Annotated in this window: 13 protein-coding genes; 6 read left to right on the forward strand and 7 right to left on the reverse strand. The window is 70.2% G+C overall.

Features of this window, described 5'->3' with window-relative positions; genetic code table 11:
• Positions 1–106: 106 nt before the first annotated feature.
• Genes J2850_RS04390 through fdhD form a run of 4 tightly spaced genes read right to left on the reverse strand, consistent with a single transcriptional unit; the run spans position 107 to position 2,655 of the window.
• A complete protein-coding gene (locus J2850_RS04390; protein ID WP_209979125.1) occupies positions 107–661 on the reverse strand; it encodes a DUF3306 domain-containing protein in 555 nt (184 codons plus the stop codon).
• Positions 658–1,152 (reverse strand): DUF3305 domain-containing protein, encoded by a 495-nt coding sequence (locus tag J2850_RS04395; protein ID WP_209979127.1) that lies wholly within the window; start codon positions 1,150–1,152, stop codon positions 658–660. The genes J2850_RS04390 and J2850_RS04395 overlap by 4 nt, the downstream gene beginning before the upstream one ends.
• Complete coding sequence (mobA, locus tag J2850_RS04400) at positions 1,149–1,784, reverse strand: molybdenum cofactor guanylyltransferase MobA (RefSeq protein ID WP_209979129.1); 636 nt, start codon at positions 1,782–1,784, stop codon at positions 1,149–1,151. The genes J2850_RS04395 and mobA overlap by 4 nt, the downstream gene beginning before the upstream one ends.
• Complete coding sequence (gene fdhD, locus J2850_RS04405) at positions 1,774–2,655, reverse strand: formate dehydrogenase accessory sulfurtransferase FdhD (protein WP_209979130.1); 882 nt, start codon at positions 2,653–2,655, stop codon at positions 1,774–1,776. Before fdhD ends, mobA begins: the two co-directional genes overlap by 11 nt.
• A gap of 74 nt (positions 2,656–2,729) precedes the next feature.
• On the opposite strand from fdhD, the gene J2850_RS04410 reads away from it, so the two are divergent.
• From J2850_RS04410 to J2850_RS04430, 5 genes are all read left to right on the forward strand, one after another.
• Positions 2,730–3,428 carry an ABC transporter permease gene (locus J2850_RS04410; protein ID WP_209979133.1) on the forward strand — a complete coding sequence of 233 codons (699 nt, stop codon included), beginning with the start codon at positions 2,730–2,732 and terminating at the stop codon, positions 3,426–3,428.
• A gap of 76 nt (positions 3,429–3,504) precedes the next feature.
• Positions 3,505–4,356, forward strand: coding sequence for an ABC transporter substrate-binding protein (locus J2850_RS04415; RefSeq protein WP_209979135.1), 852 nt, complete (start codon positions 3,505–3,507; stop codon positions 4,354–4,356).
• Between the two features lie 180 nt (positions 4,357–4,536).
• Positions 4,537–6,600, forward strand: coding sequence for a 4Fe-4S dicluster domain-containing protein (locus tag J2850_RS04420; protein ID WP_209979137.1), 2,064 nt, complete (start codon positions 4,537–4,539; stop codon positions 6,598–6,600).
• Between the two features lie 149 nt (positions 6,601–6,749).
• Positions 6,750–7,799 carry a GTP 3',8-cyclase MoaA gene (gene moaA, locus J2850_RS04425; RefSeq protein WP_246512792.1) on the forward strand — a complete coding sequence of 350 codons (1,050 nt, stop codon included), beginning with the start codon at positions 6,750–6,752 and terminating at the stop codon, positions 7,797–7,799.
• Between the two features lie 133 nt (positions 7,800–7,932).
• On the forward strand, positions 7,933–9,045 hold the full coding sequence (locus tag J2850_RS04430; protein ID WP_209979139.1) for a CaiB/BaiF CoA transferase family protein: 1,113 nt from the start codon (positions 7,933–7,935) through the stop codon (positions 9,043–9,045).
• 32 nt (positions 9,046–9,077) lie between these two features.
• Here the strand turns inward: J2850_RS04430 and J2850_RS04435 are convergent, their stop codons facing one another.
• Both J2850_RS04435 and J2850_RS04440 read right to left on the reverse strand, forming a co-directional pair.
• Complete coding sequence (locus J2850_RS04435) at positions 9,078–10,238, reverse strand: GNAT family N-acetyltransferase (protein ID WP_209979140.1); 1,161 nt, start codon at positions 10,236–10,238, stop codon at positions 9,078–9,080.
• Positions 10,239–10,335: 97 nt separating this feature from the next.
• Positions 10,336–10,803, reverse strand: coding sequence for a RidA family protein (locus J2850_RS04440; RefSeq protein WP_209979142.1), 468 nt, complete (start codon positions 10,801–10,803; stop codon positions 10,336–10,338).
• A gap of 387 nt (positions 10,804–11,190) precedes the next feature.
• Between J2850_RS04440 and J2850_RS04445 the strand changes: the two genes are divergently transcribed.
• Entirely contained in the window at positions 11,191–13,053 is a 1,863-nt protein-coding gene (locus J2850_RS04445; protein WP_209979144.1) for a flagellin N-terminal helical domain-containing protein, read from the forward strand.
• Between the two features lie 99 nt (positions 13,054–13,152).
• On the opposite strand, the gene J2850_RS04450 is transcribed toward J2850_RS04445, so the two are convergent.
• The gene (locus J2850_RS04450; protein ID WP_246512793.1) at positions 13,153–14,880 is read right to left on the reverse strand and encodes a S10 family peptidase; all 1,728 of its coding nucleotides are present in this window, start codon (positions 14,878–14,880) and stop codon (positions 13,153–13,155) included.
• Between the last annotated feature and the right edge of the window lie 167 nt (positions 14,881–15,047).

Raw genomic sequence — 15,047 nt, forward strand, 5'->3', positions numbered from 1 at the left:
AAAGCTTCTGTCTCCCTCCCCCGCCCAGCGGAGGAGGGTTGGAGTGGGGGTCCGTCCTGGGGCGTCGCCGTCCATCCGGCACCCGTCCGCAACGCGTTGCGTGCCCCTACCCCTCTCCCCGAGGCGCGGGAGGCGGCGGTTGCGGAACGGACGCGTCGGGGGCATCCGCGACGGCCGCCTCTTCCGCCCTCTGCGCCACCTCGTCGAGATGGTCGAGCTGGTCGATGAAGCCCTTGCCGACGCGGTAGAGCGTCTTCACCGGGTCGTTGCCGGTGAACAGGCTGGCATAGTCGTCGGCATAGTCCTTCAGCCCGTCGTCGTTCGCATAGACCGGATCGGAGGTCCACAGCTTGCGCAGGGCCTGGCGGTGCAGGTCCTCAGGCACCTCGGCGCGCAGGAAGGGCGTGAAGTCGGAGGCGCCGGTCAGCTCCTCGACCGGCGGCAGGTCCTTCAGCGGATCGTCTTGCGGCGCCTCTTCGACCGCCGCCTCCGGCGGCAGCGCGGCGGCGGGATCGGCCGGCACCGGAAGCGCGGCCTCCACGGGCATTTCCGCCGGAGGCGGCGCGACGGGGGCGTCCGGCTTCGGCTCGGCCTCCGGCTTCGGCTCGACTGTGGTGCGCTTCAGGCGCGACCAGCGGGACAGGAAGGCCTCGCCGCTCACGGCCGCCGGTCCTCCTTCTCGAAATGGCGGGTGCGTTCGCGCTTTTGGAAGGGCACGTCGACATGGTGCTGCTCGACGAAGTCGCGGACCAGCGCGATCACCTCCGGCGGCATGGGCACGGTGTCCACCACGTCGGTGCCGACCTGATAGCCCTCGCCCTCATGGGCCGACGCGGTGACGACGCAAGGCTCCAGCGCCTCGCCGTCGGCACCCGGGCGCATCACCACCCACAGGCGCGGCGGATCCTGCGACAGGTTCAGGCGGTAGCCCTCGGTGTCGCTGCGGAACAGCTCCAGCGTCAGGGTGGCGGCATGGCTGCGCGACCAGCCCTCTCCCTCCATCAGCAGGCGGCCGGGCGGTTCCACCGGACCGGCGCCGGGAATGACCGACACCGGCCGCCAGCTCCAGTCCGCCCAGGGAGTGGCGCCGCGCCGGCGCTCCACCACGATGCCGAGCGCCATCGTCTCGATACGGTTGAGGGGTACCGTCATGACGCCAGTCCTTGCTCCAGCAGACGTTCCGCCTCGGCCAGATCCTCCGGCCGGTTGGTGTTGAAGAAGGGGTCGACCGGTTCCACCGCGAAATCGGCGACCGCCAGCCGGTGGCGCGCGGTCCAGACGTCGACCTTGCGCATGTCCTCCTCCAGCATGGCACGGCGCAGGTCGCCGGCCAGCCGGACCGGCCACAGGCCGAACACCGGATGGACCTGGCCGCCTGAGCGGGCGCAGGCGAGGTCGGCGCCCTCACGCTCCACCGCCGCGGCCATGCGGGCGACGAGATCCGCCGGGATGAAGGGAGCGTCGGTGGCGAAGCTGGCCATCCAGTCGATCCCCGGCGCCTGGTCCCGCACCCACTCCAGGCCGGTCAGCACGCCGGCGAGGGGGCCGGCGAACCCCTCCACCACGTCGGCCGCCACCGGCAGGCCGAAGGCGGCGAAGCGGGCCGGGTCGCCGTTGGCGTTCAGCACCAGCGGCCCGACCTGCGGCCGGACGGTGGCGACGATCCGCTCCAGGATGCTGCGCCCGCCGAGCAGGCGCAGGCTCTTGTCGCCGCCGCCCATCCGGCGCGACAGGCCGCCGGCCAGCAGGACCCCTGCGATCTCACCGGCTGTTTCAGTCGTCATCACGGCTTCCCTTGCGTCCATGGCGGGCGTGCTCGTCCCCGGCCCCGGCGGGGTCGGCGTCGAACACCAGGCGGCCGGTGCCGGCCAGCGCGATGAAACGCCTGCCCTTGGCCCGGCCGACCAGCGTCAGATTCGCCTGCCGCGCCAGTTGCACCCCCCAGGCGGTGAAGCCGGAGCGCGAGACCAGGATCGGGATGCCCATCTGCACCGTCTTGATCACCATTTCGGACGTCAGGCGCCCGGTGGTGTAGAAAATCTTGTCGCCGGCCGGAATCCCGTTCAGGTGCATGTAGCCGGCGACCTTGTCCACCGCGTTGTGGCGGCCGACATCCTCCATGTAGACCAGCGGCCGGTCCTCCTGGCACAGCACACAGCCGTGGATGGCGCCGGCTTCCAGGTAGAGGCTCGGCTGCAGGTTGATTTGCCGCGACAGCCCATAGATCCAGGAGGTGCGGAGCCTGGCCTCGGCCGGCAGCCTGACGGACTCGAAGGTTTCCATCACGTCGCCGAAGGCGGTACCCTGGGCGCAGCCCGAGGTCAGCGTCTTCTTCTTCAGCTTGGCCTCGTAATCGGTGGCGCGCTCGGTGCGGACGACGACGGTCTCGGTTTCCTCGTCGACGTCGATGCCGGTGATGCGGTCGTCGCGCCGGAGCATGTTCTGGTTCAGCAGGTATCCGACCGCCAGGCAGTCCGGATAGTCGCCGATCGTCATCATCGTGACGATCTCCTGCCCGTTCAGGTAGAGGGTCAGCGGCCGCTCGACCGTCACCGACGTCTCGATGGCGCGGCCGTCCTGGTCGAGGCCCTGGACGCGCTCGGTCAGCTTGGGGTTCGCCGGGTCCGGCGCTATGGTGAAGGTCTGGAGGCTCATGGTCGGGCTCATGCGCGCGAGTGTGGGCGAGCGCCGTCCGCCGGACAAGCCCTCGTCCCGATGATTTGGAATCCATGCAAGACTTTTCCCAGGCCCTGGCGGTCGCCCTCTCCATGATCGCCTCGCTCGACCAGGGGCTGATGCGCATCGTCGGCCTGTCGCTGCAGGTCAGCCTGACCGCCGTCGCCGCCGCCACCCTGATCGGGCTGCCGCTGGGCGCCGCGGTCGCGGCCCTGCACTTTCCCGGACGCCGGGCGCTGGCGGTGGCGCTCAACACCATGATGGGCATGCCGCCGGTGGTGGTCGGGCTGGTGGTCTACCTGCTGCTGTCGCGCTCCGGCCCCTTCGGGGTGCTGGGGCTGCTGTTCACGCCGTCGGCGATGATCGCCGCCCAGACGGTGCTGATCGTGCCGATCATCGCCTCGCTGGCCCGGCAGACGGTCGAGGACCTGCTGGTCGAGTATGACGACCTGCTGCGCGTCACCGGCACCGGGCCGGTGCGCCGGCTGGTCACCCTGCTGTCGGAGGCCCGCTGGAGCCTGTTCACCACCGTGCTGGCCGGCTTCGGCCGTGCCTCGGCGGAGGTCGGTGCGGTGATGATCGTCGGCGGCAACATCGAACACGTCACCCGGGTGATGACCACCGCCATCGCCCTGGAGACCAGCAAGGGCGACCTGCCGATGGCGCTCGGGCTGGGGCTGGTGCTGCTCTCGCTGTCGCTGGCGATCAACCTTCTGGCCTCCATGCTGAAGGAGACGACCGCGAGGCCATGACCGCGCCGGCCCTTGGCGGCATCCGGCGTTGTGCGCTATGTCAGCGAAGCAACAACGCATTCGGGAGGACTGAAGTATGCTGCGCCGTTCGTTCGTGCTGGGGTGCGCCGCCGCGGCGGCCGTCATCGGGCTGGTCCAGGGGGCGGTGCCGTCGGCGTCCCTCGCCGCCGACCGCTTCATCACGGTGGCGTCCACCACCTCGACCGAGGATTCCGGCCTGTTCGGCTCGATCCTGCCGAAATTCACCGCCAAGACCGGGATCGAGGTGCGGGTGGTGGCCAAGGGCACCGGCCAGGCCATCGACCTTGCCAAGCGCGGCGACGCCGACGTGCTGTTCGTCCACCACAAGCCGTCCGAAGAGAAGTTCGTCGCGGAGGGCTTCTCCACCGTGCGCAAGCCGGTGATGTACAACGACTTCGTCATCGTCGGCCCCGCCGTCGACCCGGCCGGCATCAAGGGCAGCAAGGACGTCGCCGCCTCGCTCGGCAAGATCGCCGGGGCCAAGGCGCCCTTCGTGTCGCGCGGCGACGACAGCGGCACGCACAAGGCCGAGCTCGCGCTGTGGAAGACCGCCAGCCTCGACCCGGCCAAGGCCGACGGCGGCTGGTACAAGTCGATCGGCCAGGGCATGGGCCCGACGCTGAACACCGCCGCGGCGATGAACGGCTACACCCTGACCGACCGCGGCACCTGGCTGAACTTCAAGAACCGCGGCCCGCTGACCATCCTGGTCGAGGGCGACAAGCGCCTGTTCAACCAGTATGGCGTGATGCTGGTCAACCCGGCGAAATTCAGCCACGTCAAGGCGACGGACGGCCAGGCCTTCGTCGATTGGCTGGTCTCGGCCGAAGGCCAGCAGGCCATCGCCGACTACAAGATCAATGGCGAGCAACTGTTCTTCCCCAACGCCAACGAACCGGGAGCCTGACCGGCGGCAGGCTCGGCCGCATCCGCCGTCTTCCGGCGGTGGATGCGGCCAGGACCCTGCGATCGGTGTTTTCCACGATCGTCTCCCGACAAGTTTCCCGTTCCCATCCCGCTGCATTCCCCCATATGAGTGTCGGCAGCCAGGGGGTTTCCGCCCCAAGCGACGGGAGTTTTTGGGACGATGAAGATCGGTGATCGGACGGTGCTCGTCTGCGACTGCGCGCACAGCATCGCGCTGGACGGGGCGGCCCTGGGCAGGGCCTGCGGCGACGGAAACGCCGCCACCGTCCACACGCAGCTCTGCCGCACGCAGCTCGACCGCTTCGAGGCGGCGCTGGCCACGGGGGCGCCGCTGCTGGTGGCCTGCACCCAGGAGGCGCCGCTGTTCGGCGAGGTGGCGGCCGAGGTGGCGCCGGATGCCGCACTGACCTTCACCAACATCCGCGAGCGCGCCGGTTGGTCGGACGAGGGCGGACGGGCACTGCCGAAGATCGCGGCGCTGTTGTCCGAGGCGGCCCTGCCGATCCCGCCGACCGGCGCCCTGACCCTGACCTCGCAGGGCACCTGCCTGGTCTACGGCAGCGACGACCGCGCCATCGAGGCGGGGCGCGAGCTGGCCAAGCGGCTGGACGTCACCGTCCTGCTGACCAGCCCGAAGGACCTGACGCCACCGCCGGTGATGGACGTCGCCCTGTTCCGCGGCCGCATCCGCACCGCCCGCGGCTGGCTCGGCGCCTTCGAGATCGTGGTCGACGACTATGCCCCAGCTTTGCCCTCCTCCCGCGGGACGCTCGGGTTCGAACCGGTGCGGCAGGGCGCCGCGGCGCGCTGCGACCTGATCCTCGACCTCACCGGCGGCACGCCGCTGTTCGCGGACCACAAGCGCCGCGACGGCTATCTGCGCCCCGACCCCAACAGCCCGGCCCAGGTCGCCAGGGCGATGCTGGAGATCGCCGACATGGTCGGCGAGTTCGAGAAGCCGCGCTACGTCGACTACAAGGCCGATCTTTGCGCCCATTCGCGCAGCCGCAAGACCGGCTGCACCCGCTGCCTGGACGTCTGCCCGACCGGCGCCGTCACGCCGAACCTCGACCATGTCGCCATTGACCCGCATGTCTGCGCCGGCTGCGGGTCCTGCGCCGCGGTCTGCCCGACCGGCGCCGCCACCTACGCCCTGCCGCCGGCCGCCACGGTGTACGAGCGGCTGCGCACCCTGCTGTCGACCTACCACCGGGCGACGGAGGGGGCGGGAACAGGCAGCGCGGCACCGGCGCTGCTGATCCACGACCCGCGCCACGGCGACGAGCTGGTCGGCCTGATGGCCCGCCACGGCCGCGGCCTGCCGGCCCGCGTGCTGCCCTTCGCGCTGAACGAGGTGACCCAGGCCGGCTTCGACCTCCATGCGCTGGCGCTCGCCTACGGCTGCACCCATGTCCGCGTGCTGACCGGCCCGGAGAACGAGGGCGAGACGGCCGGGCTGGCCTCGCAGGTCGGGTTGGCGGAGGCCGCGCTCAGCGGGCTCGGCTATGGCTCCGGCCGGGTGGCGGTGATCGACGCCGCCGATCCCGACGCGGTGGCGGACGAGCTGTGGGCGCTGCCGGCCGACCTGGCGATGCCCCCCGCGATGTTCCTGCCGATGGGGCCGAAGCGCACGGTGACCATGCTGGCGCTGCGCCATCTGCAGAAGGCCGCCCCCGCTCCGGTGGAGGTGCTGCCGCTGCCGCCGGGCGCGCCCTTCGGCCGGGTGTCGGTGGAGGTCGCCGGCTGCACCCTCTGCCTCTCCTGCGTCGGCGCCTGCCCGACCGGCGCGCTGCTCGACAACGCCGACAAGCCGATGCTGTCCTTCGCGCAGGACGCCTGCGTGCAGTGCGGCCTGTGCAAGTCGACGTGCCCGGAGAAGGTCATCTCGCTGGTGCCGGAGATCGACTTCCGCGACCAGGCCCGCGGTGCCGTGGTGGTCAAGGAGGAGGAGCCCTTCTGCTGCGTGTCCTGCGGCAAGCCCTTCGCCAGCCGGTCGTCGATCGAGAAGATCGTCGCCGCCCTGTCGGGCCGGCACTGGATGTTCGCGACGCCGGAAGCCGCCAACCGCATCCGCATGTGCGAGGACTGCCGGGTCCGCGACCAGTTCAGCGAAAGCAATGCCCCCTTCTCGCTCGGCCGGCCGCCGGTGCCCCGCACCACCGACGACGACCTGCGGGAGCGCGAGGAGGCGATGCGGGAGGCAGCCCGCCGCAAGCTGACCTGAGCGGCGTCCGCCCTTGATCCGGCATCCTCTTGATCCGGATCAAGGGCGGCATACCGTCATATGGAAGACAATCGTCCGGCCGTTGTGTATTGTGTGTGCCACGAACATAGAGTGGTTTGGCCCGCCACGGCCGTCCTTGGAGCCCGCCTATGACCAGCCTGCCGATGACCAGCCTGCCGACCGACACTGCGAACCGCCCCGCCCCGCTGATCGACCCGTTCGGACGCAAGGTGGAGTATCTGCGCGTGTCGGTGACCGACCGCTGCGACCTGCGCTGCGTCTATTGCATGGCGGAGGACATGAGCTTCCTGCCGAAGGCGGAGGTGCTGACGCTGGAGGAGCTGGACCGGCTGTGCAGCGCCTTCGTCAAGCTGGGCACGCGCAAGCTGCGGCTGACGGGCGGCGAACCACTGGTGCGGCGCGACGTGATGCGTCTGATCCGGTCGCTGGGGCGCCACATAGAGTCCGGTGACCTCGACGAGCTGACGCTGACCACCAACGGCACCATGCTGTTCAAGCATGCCGCCGGCCTCTATGAGGCCGGGGTGCGGCGGATCAACGTCTCGCTCGACACACTCGACCCGCACAAGTTCCAGGCCATCACCCGCTGGGGCAAGCTGGACAAGATCCTGGGCGGCATCCAGGCCGCCAAGGACGCCGGGCTGAAGATCAAGATCAACACGGTGGCGCTGAAGGGCGTCAACGACGACGAGATCCACCGCATGGTGGCCTGGTGTGGCGAGCAGGGCTTCGACCTCACCTTCATCGAGGTGATGCCGATGGGCGACATCGGCGAGGGCGCCCGTCTCGACCAGTACTGGCCGCTGACCATGCTGAAGGCCGAGTTGCAGAAGCGCTGGACCCTGGAGGAGAGCGACCATCGCACCGGCGGCCCGGCCCGCTACGTGCGGGTGATGGAGACCGGCCAGCGCGTCGGCTTCATCACGCCGCTGACCCACAATTTCTGCGAAAGCTGCAACCGGGTGCGGCTGACCTGCACCGGCACCCTCTACATGTGCCTGGGCCAGGAGGACGCCGCCGACCTGCGCACCCCGCTGCGGGTCAGCGACGAGGACGGGCCGCTGATCGATGCGGTGCGCGAGGCGATTACCCGCAAGCCCAAGGGCCACGACTTCATCATCGACCGCCGCCACCACGGCCCGGCGGTCGGCCGGCACATGAGCGTCACCGGGGGGTGAGGGCGAGGGTCCCCGGCCGGTGGACCTGGACCATACCCCCTCCCCAACCCTCCCCCGCGTCGCAAGAGAGGGAACTGCCGCCGCAGTCCGGCAAGGCCCCCTCTCCGGCCGCCCCCCAAGAGCGAGCACCGCGATGCCCCTGCCCTTCCTGACCGGACTGCGCGTCGTCGATCTCGGCCAGTATCTGCCGGGTCCCCATGCGGCCCAGTTGCTGGGCGACCTGGGAGCGGAGGTGGTGAAGGTGGAGCCGCCGGACGGCGATCCCCTGCGCCGGCTGGGGCCGGTCGATTCCGACGGCACCACCGCCGCCTACAAGCTGCTGAACGCCGGCAAGACCGTCATCCGTCTCGACCTGAAGGCGGAGGGCGGCCGTGCCGCGCTGGAGGCGCTGCTGGCCAGGGCCGACGCGCTGGTCGAAAGCTACCGGCCGGGGGTTATGGACAAGCTGGGGCTGGGGCGCGAACGGCTGCGGGCGCTGAACCCGCGGCTGGTCCATGCCAGCCTCTCGGGCTGGGGCTACGACGGCCCCTATGCCACGCGCGCCGGGCACGACCTGAACTACATGGCGGTCGGCGGCGGGCTCGACGCCTCCGGACTGCCCGACCGCCCGGTGATCAGCTACCTGCCGGTCGCCGACTTCGCCTCGGCCCAGCAGGCGGCATTGGCGGTGACCGCCGCCCTGCTCGGGCGCGAGCGGACCGGGGAAGGCTGCTTCCTCGACCTGTCGATCATGGAATCGGTGCTGGGCTGGCAGGGGCTGACCCTGACCGCGGCGGCCCGCGGCAGCCAGCCCGGGCGCGGCGAGGCGCTGCTGTCGGGCGGGGCCGCCTGCTACCGCATCTACCGGACCAAGGATGGCCGCTTCGCCACCCTGTCGGCGCTGGAGGCCAAGTTCTGGCGCAGCTTCTGCGAGGCTGTCGGCCGGCCCGACTGGATCACCCGCCAGAGCGACCCCCTGCCCCAGTCCGACCTGACCGCCGACCTTGACCGGTTGTTCGCGACCCGGACCCTGGCCGGCTGGAAGGAGCTGCTCGACCCGGTCGACTGCTGCTTCGAGGCGTTGCCCGAACTGGCGGAGGTGCCGGGCCATCCGCACATCGCCGCCCGCGGCCAGGTCCGCGTCTCGTCCGGACCGGAACCGCTGGTGGAGACGCTGATGGGCCTGCGCGTCGACGGCGGCCCGCCGCCGTCGCGGTCGCCGCTGCGCGAAAGCGACGCCGGCGCCGTGCTCGCCGGCTGGGGCTGACGCTCCCTCGACGCCCCCTTTCCGGCCTCCCGTCACTCCTCCTTGCGGTAGGGCGACAGTTCCCCCAGCCCGTCGATCTCCGCCTCGATCGCCGGCCGCTCCTGCGCCAGGTAGCGGTCGACGGCCCGGCGGAAGCCGGGGTCGGCCAGCCAATGGGCGCTGTAGGTCGGCACCGGCAGGTAGCCGCGCTGGATCTTGTGTTCGCCCTGGGCGCCGGCCTCGACCCGCGCTAGCCGGCGTTCGATGGCGAAATCGAGCGCGCGGTAGTAGCAGGCCTCGAAGTGCAGGAAGCGGTACCGCCCGTCGGAGCCCCAGTTGCGGCCGTAGAGGGCATCGTCGCCCAGCAGGTTCAGGGCACCCGCCACCCACTCGCCGCCGTCCTCGCACATCACCAGGACCACCCGGTCGGCCATGGTCTGCCCGAGCAGGTCGAAGAACCGGCGGTTGAGGTAGCCGCCGCCCCATTTCCGGTCGGCGGTGTCGAGGTAGAAGCGGTGGAAGGCGTCCCAATGCTCCGGCTTCAGGTCGTCGCCCGTCAGGGTGTGCAGCCGCACCCCGCTCTCGGCCACCTCGCGCCGTTCCTTGCGGATCGCCTTGCGCTTGCGGGAGTTCAGCGCCTCCAGGAACTCGTCGAAGCTGCCGTAGCCGCGGTTGTGCCAATGATATTGCACACCCAGGCGGCCGAGCCAGCCGGCCTCGACCAGCCGGTCCCAGTCGGGCTTGTGCGGGAAGGTGACGTGGGCGGAGGAGACGCCGTAGCGGTCCGCCACCTGCTCCAGCGCCGACACCAGCGCGTCGGCCACCGCGCCGGCGCGGGCGCCCGGCGCCGCCAGCAGCCGCGGTCCCGGCACCGGGGTGAAGGGCACCGCGACCTGCAGCTTGGGGTAATAGTCGCCGCCGGCCCGCTCGAAGGCATTGGCCCAGGCGTGGTCGAAGACATACTCGCCCTGGGAATGGCTCTTCAGGTAGGCCGGCACGGCGCCGACCATGCGGCCCGTGCCGTCGAAGGCGGCGAGATGGCTGGGCCGCCACCCCGTCTTGGCGGTCGCCGACCCCGATTCCTCCAGCGCCAGCAGGAAGGCGTGGGACAGGAACGGGTTGTCGGGACCGGCGCAGGCGTCCCAGTCCTGCTGGTCCACCTCGCCGACCCCGGTCAGGACCTTGACCGTGATGGCGTCCTTGCCGTCGGGCATGCGCTAGCCTCCTCATACCGTCTGCCAGGAGGTAGGCCGCATGCCGCGGCGCGGCAAGTAAGTCCCGGCCGCCATGCGGCAAGCGCGGGCCGTCCGCTTACGCCACCTCGATGATCGCGTCGACCTCGACCGCCACGTTGCCGGGCAGCGACGGGGCGCCGACCGCGGCGCGGGCATGCTGGCCGGCCTCGCCGAACACGTCGCGCATCAGCTCCGAGGCGCCGTTGATGACCAGCGGGTGGTCATGGAAGTCCGGGCCGGAATTGACGAAGCCGCCGAGCCGCAGCACGCGGGTGACGCGGTCGAGGTCGCCGCCCAGCGCCGCCTTGGCCTGGGCCAGGATGTTGAGCGCGCACAGGCGCGCGGCGTCCTTGCCCTGCTCCAGCGTGAACTCCTGCCCGACCTTGCCGACGAACTTGCGCTCGCCGTTCCAGACCGTGACCTGGCCCGAGATGTAGAGCGTGTTGCCCGAGCGGGTGTAGGGCACATAGGCCGCCACCGGGGCCGCCGCCTGCGGCAGCTCGATGCCCAGCTCCGCCAGGCGCGCGTCGATCCGACCGGTCATGATGCTTCTCCCTTCCCATGTGTGACGCGTCACGCGTCGTCGAGTGGTCTTTGGGGACTGTTCCGAGCCCGACCATAGCCGTGCCGGTCCGCCGCTGGGAAGTCCGCGCAACCCGTGCGCGGCGAAATCGCCGGAACGGCCGCATCGGCAGTTCCGTCCGTCTCCCGGCAAAAGATTCCGGGAATCTTTTTCGGACAGCGGGGCCGAGTACCGCCAGGGCTGCCGTGCGCTTTTTGCCGGCCTCTCAGGTTTATGATTTAATATCAGTTGCTTAATAGATATTTGCGCAATTGGCACGGCACTTGAAAGGGGAGAGCCAGGAAAACGTACGGTGCCTCGCCGGTCAAAGACCAAGAGCGGGGGCAGCCTCAGAAGGAGACTAGGACCATGGCCGGTAATGTGACCCTGACCGCCTCGATGCGCACGAACCTGCTCCAGTTGCAGAGCACGCAGTCGCAGATCGACAAGAAGCAGAACATCCTGTCGACGGGCAACAAGATCAACTCGGCCCTGGATGGTCCGACCTCCTTCTTCGCCGCCAAGGGGCTGAACCAGCGCGCCGGCGACCTGACGTCGCTGAAGGACGCGATGGGCCAGTCGATCAGCACCATCCAGGCCGCCGACAAGGGCCTGACCTCCATCGACTCGCTGGTCGACCAGGCCAAGGGCCTGACCACCGCAGCCTACGCGGCGCTGGGCAACGACGCCTCCTCGATCGCCACCCGCAAGGCGCTGGCCGCCCAGTTCAACACGCTGAAGGATCAGATCGACAAGCTGGCCTCCGACAGCGGCTACGGCGGCAAGAACCTGATCAACGGCAACGGCCTCAGCATGGACAGCACCAGCGAGTCCCGTGCCTCGGTCAACACCATCACCGGCCTCGACAACGCCCGCGTCACCAACGTGATCCGGGCCGACACCTACTCGATCCGCGTCAAGGGCGACGGCTCGATCGAAGGCAAGACCAGGGACATCTCCGACACCGAGAACGCGCACGGCATGACCGGCCTGAAGCTGTCGGGCAAGATGTCGACGACGATGGGCAGCTTCTCCAACGTCACGATCGAGGTGCGCGGCGCCAACGGCCGCACCCGCGACATCATCGTCGGCGAGGGCGACGAGAGCCGCACCATCTCCTACTTCGACAACACGCAGTCGATCGAGGCCAAGCAGGTCAAGCCGGCCAAGTCCGGCCAGGCGCAGGTCGCCAACATCAACGTCAGCGGCACGATCGAGGAAGGCGACATCTTCACCATCTCGGTGGAGGGCCAGTCCTTCAGCTATGCTGCAACCTCCGGCGACGTGGCCATCGGCCAAGACATTGCCAAGAACGTCGCGACGCGGCTCGCGAACTCGATCAACAACGCGATGGGTGCCGGCGGCCGCCTGGAGGGCAAAGACGTCAAGAGCGTGAGCATCGGCGGCTCCGGCACGATCCGGCTGACTGGCCAGCAGACGGCTGGCGTCGTGCGCGACATGGGGATCACCACCAGCGCCACCAACGCGCTGACCAAGCACATCTCGGAGAGCTTCGCCTCGGGTACCGTCGTCTCCTTCACGGTCGACCGCCGCCTGCTGGAAACGGCCAACAACCAGGGCAACGGCATCTCGACCATCGAGAAGAAGGTCGACCTGCAACTCGAAGTCACCAACTCCAACGGGTCGCAGATCACCCGCGACGCCATGAACACCCAGGGCGACGCCAAGCTGGCGAACGGCGAGCAGTCCTACGCCTTCGACAGCGGCACCGTCCGCCTCAACATCGACCAGAAGACGATCATGCAGGCGGCGTCGGCCGGCTGCTCGGCGAACCTCATCACCAAGCAGATCTCCGACGCCAACACCTCCAACGACATCACCGTCCAGTTGAACGAGCGCAACACCAACTCGATCACGGTGAACGCGGTCAACCTGTCGACCAGCGGCCAGGGCCTGCAGCTCGACGGTGCGCAGAACGACTGGACCGACCGTGCCGACATCGACAAGGCGGTCGCCGGTCTCGACCATGCCAAGTCGACGATCCGCTCGGCCTCGCAGAACCTGTCGACCAACCTGAACATCATCACGACCCGCGAGAGCTTCACCAAGGAGTTCAGCGACGTGCTGACGGAAGGCGCCAGCAAGCTGACGCTGGCCGATCAGAACGAGGAAGGCGCCAGCCTGCTGATGCTGCAGACCCGCCAGCAGCTCGGCACCATCGCCCTCTCGCTCGCCAACCAGTCGCAGCAGTCGATCCTGCGCCTGTTCTAACCACGGTCGGCGGTACGAACGGAAAAGGGCGCCCCCGCCGGGGCGCCCTTTTCCGTTTCCGTCACACGGCAGCGATCAGAGCGGGGGTCAGGGCGGGAATCAGCGGCCGCCTGTGGCCGGTCGGCCGGGCTCCGGCGGCTTGGGCAAGGCGCTCTCGATCAGGGCACGCGCGTCGGCCGCCAGCCCGGCCCGTCCCTCCGGCCGCGTGTACATCATGTGTCCGCCCGGATGGACGGTGACCGCCACCCGGTCGCGGCCGTCCGGCGGCAGCTCCAGCCGCGACGCCACCCAGCGCGAGGCCATGTAGGGGGTGATCAGGTCGGTGCGGCCATGAACGATCAGCACGCGCAGGGAGGGCTGCAGGGTCAGCGCCGTCTGGAGGGCATCGACCGCGCTCGGCACCGACATGCGCGGCCAGTCCCAGTTCCGGTTGACCCGGTCGCTCAGCAGGCGATAGGGGGCGTCGGTCTTCACCGCCAGAGCGTCGTGGGCGTAGGCGGCGAAGGCGGTGGTGTAGGTCGGCACCGTGCCCTTCAGGAATGGGTCGAAGGGGATGCGGGCCGCTCCCGGATCGGGATCGGGCGCGGTGAAGGTGCCGTCGTAGATGCTGAGGACCCGGCCCTGGTCGCGCAGCAGGTCGCGCGTGAAGACCCCCATGGGCACCCGTCCGCGCTGGCGCCGCACCGTCTCGACCGGCAGGCCGGTGATCCGCGCCACCTCGGCGAAGAAGCCCTCCGCCTCCTCCAGCCGGCCGTAGTCGAGCCCGGCCAACCCGGTCAGGTAGGACCCGAGGGCGAAGCGCTCCGCCGCGGCCGCCGCCTCCTGCGGGGTGCCGGGCGCCCGGCCGAGCGCGGCGGCCGACGCCGCCATCGCCGGGAGCTTCCAGGCCGGGCCGAGGATGCCGTCCTCGTCGATGGCGGCGAAATCGACGACCGGCGAGACCAGGATCAACCCGTTGACCGCGATGCCGACCTGGTCGATCAGCTCGTCGGCCATCTTGGCGATGCGGAAGCCGCCATAGCTCTCCCCGGCAAGGAACTTGGGCGAGGACCAGCGGCCGTTGCGGGTCAGCCACAGCCGGACGGTCTCGGCCATCGAGCGGGCATCGCCCTCAACCGACCAGAAGCGCTTCTCGGCCTCGTCGGGCTTGAGCGCCCGGCTGAAGCCGGTCCCGACCGGATCGACGAAGACCAGGTCGGTGAAGGCCAGCCAACTGTCGGGGTTGTCGACCAGCGGTGCCGGCGGCGGCGGCAGCGTCCCGTCCGGCCCGAACGCCACCACCGTGGGGCCGGCGGCGCCGAGATGCATGTAGGCGGAAGCCGCGCCGGGGCCGCCATTGAAGACGAAGGTGACCGGCCGTTGGGCGCCCGCCGGGCTTCCGGAGCCCGGCGGCTCCGCTGCCCGCGAGTCGGCCCTTGACGGGTCGGCCCTTGAATTGGCCGGTGAGCCGGCCGGCGGGTCGGCCGTGTAGGAGACGGTGAAGATCCGCGCCGCCAGCTCCTCCTTGGCGCCGTCGCGCAGCGGCAGGAACTCGGCGGTCGCGGTGTAGGCGAGCGGACCGCCCGGCAGCGGCAGCGTGTGGCGGGTCACGCTGCGCTGCGGATCGAAGCCGCGGTCCTCCTCCCGGGCATGGTCCGCCGCGCCGCCGGCAGCCCCCTCCTTCCCGCCGCCGGCATCCTGCGCCTGCGCCCTTGCGGCGGACGGCAGGAGAACGGGAAGGGCCAGGGCCGGCAGCGACAGCGCCGACAACAGCAGGGCCGCGGCGAAGGGGCGGAGCGGTTTGCGCCGCGGCATCGCGGGCCGGCGGGCAGAGGAATGGAGCGGCATCGGCGGTTCCCTGATAGTTCCGGAGCGGCAGTCGGGCCGCCCGCCGGTTCGGACGGCGGTCCGTCCGATATTGCGGCGGCGTCCGCGATGCGCAACCCGTGCCCCTGGTTGCGGGCTTGCCCTTGCCTTGACGGGCAGCCGGAACAATTTGCTCTCCACCCTAAAAT

This window comes from Azospirillum picis, assembly GCF_017876115.1.
Taxonomy (GTDB): Bacteria; Pseudomonadota; Alphaproteobacteria; order Azospirillales; family Azospirillaceae; genus Azospirillum; species Azospirillum picis.

What these genes read in the sequence shown, in the direction of transcription:
- J2850_RS04395 (WP_209979127.1), bottom strand. Translation starts at nt 1,152, where the DNA reads ATGACGGTACCCCTCAACCGTATCGAGACGATGGCGCTCGGCATCGTG.
- mobA (WP_209979129.1), bottom strand. Translation starts at nt 1,784, where the DNA reads ATGACGACTGAAACAGCCGGTGAGATCGCAGGGGTCCTGCTGGCCGGC.
- fdhD (WP_209979130.1), bottom strand. Translation starts at nt 2,655, where the DNA reads ATGAGCCTCCAGACCTTCACCATAGCGCCGGACCCGGCGAACCCCAAG.
- J2850_RS04410 (WP_209979133.1), top strand. Translation starts at nt 2,730, where the DNA reads ATGCAAGACTTTTCCCAGGCCCTGGCGGTCGCCCTCTCCATGATCGCC.
- J2850_RS04415 (WP_209979135.1), top strand. Translation starts at nt 3,505, where the DNA reads ATGCTGCGCCGTTCGTTCGTGCTGGGGTGCGCCGCCGCGGCGGCCGTC.
- J2850_RS04420 (WP_209979137.1), top strand. Translation starts at nt 4,537, where the DNA reads ATGAAGATCGGTGATCGGACGGTGCTCGTCTGCGACTGCGCGCACAGC.
- moaA (WP_246512792.1), top strand. Translation starts at nt 6,750, where the DNA reads ATGACCAGCCTGCCGATGACCAGCCTGCCGACCGACACTGCGAACCGC.
- J2850_RS04430 (WP_209979139.1), top strand. Translation starts at nt 7,933, where the DNA reads ATGCCCCTGCCCTTCCTGACCGGACTGCGCGTCGTCGATCTCGGCCAG.
- J2850_RS04435 (WP_209979140.1), bottom strand. Translation starts at nt 10,238, where the DNA reads ATGCCCGACGGCAAGGACGCCATCACGGTCAAGGTCCTGACCGGGGTC.
- J2850_RS04440 (WP_209979142.1), bottom strand. Translation starts at nt 10,803, where the DNA reads ATGACCGGTCGGATCGACGCGCGCCTGGCGGAGCTGGGCATCGAGCTG.
- J2850_RS04445 (WP_209979144.1), top strand. Translation starts at nt 11,191, where the DNA reads ATGGCCGGTAATGTGACCCTGACCGCCTCGATGCGCACGAACCTGCTC.
- J2850_RS04450 (WP_246512793.1), bottom strand. Translation starts at nt 14,880, where the DNA reads ATGCCGCTCCATTCCTCTGCCCGCCGGCCCGCGATGCCGCGGCGCAAA.